The following is a 231-nucleotide window of genomic DNA, read 5'->3' on the forward strand; positions in this document are numbered from 1 at the left end:
GTATGATATTAAGACGATGGACTTAAATAATCGCGCCGATGAAACAGGCGTACTCGAGTCCATGGTGTTAGTCAGCGAATTAATTGAGCAACAAGTTGCGCAAGGAATAAAGCAAGAAAATATCGTGATAGCAGGGTTTTCACAAGGGGGCGTGATCGCGCTACACTTAGCTTGCAGTAGCCAACATCACTTTGCTGGCGTGATGGCGTTATCCAGCTACATGTGTAAACC

At 45.5% G+C, this 231-nt stretch carries 1 protein-coding gene; it reads left to right on the plus strand.

The genetic code is table 11. The annotated features are described in order from the left end of the window. Nucleotides 1-231 (plus strand): alpha/beta hydrolase-fold protein (locus tag Q4519_RS22200; RefSeq protein ID WP_303516158.1); only part of this gene is annotated, 231 nt, incomplete at both ends.

Origin of the sequence: Motilimonas sp. 1_MG-2023, assembly GCF_030547455.1 — a bacterium.
GTDB lineage: Bacteria > Pseudomonadota > Gammaproteobacteria > Enterobacterales > CBDFNC01 > Motilimonas.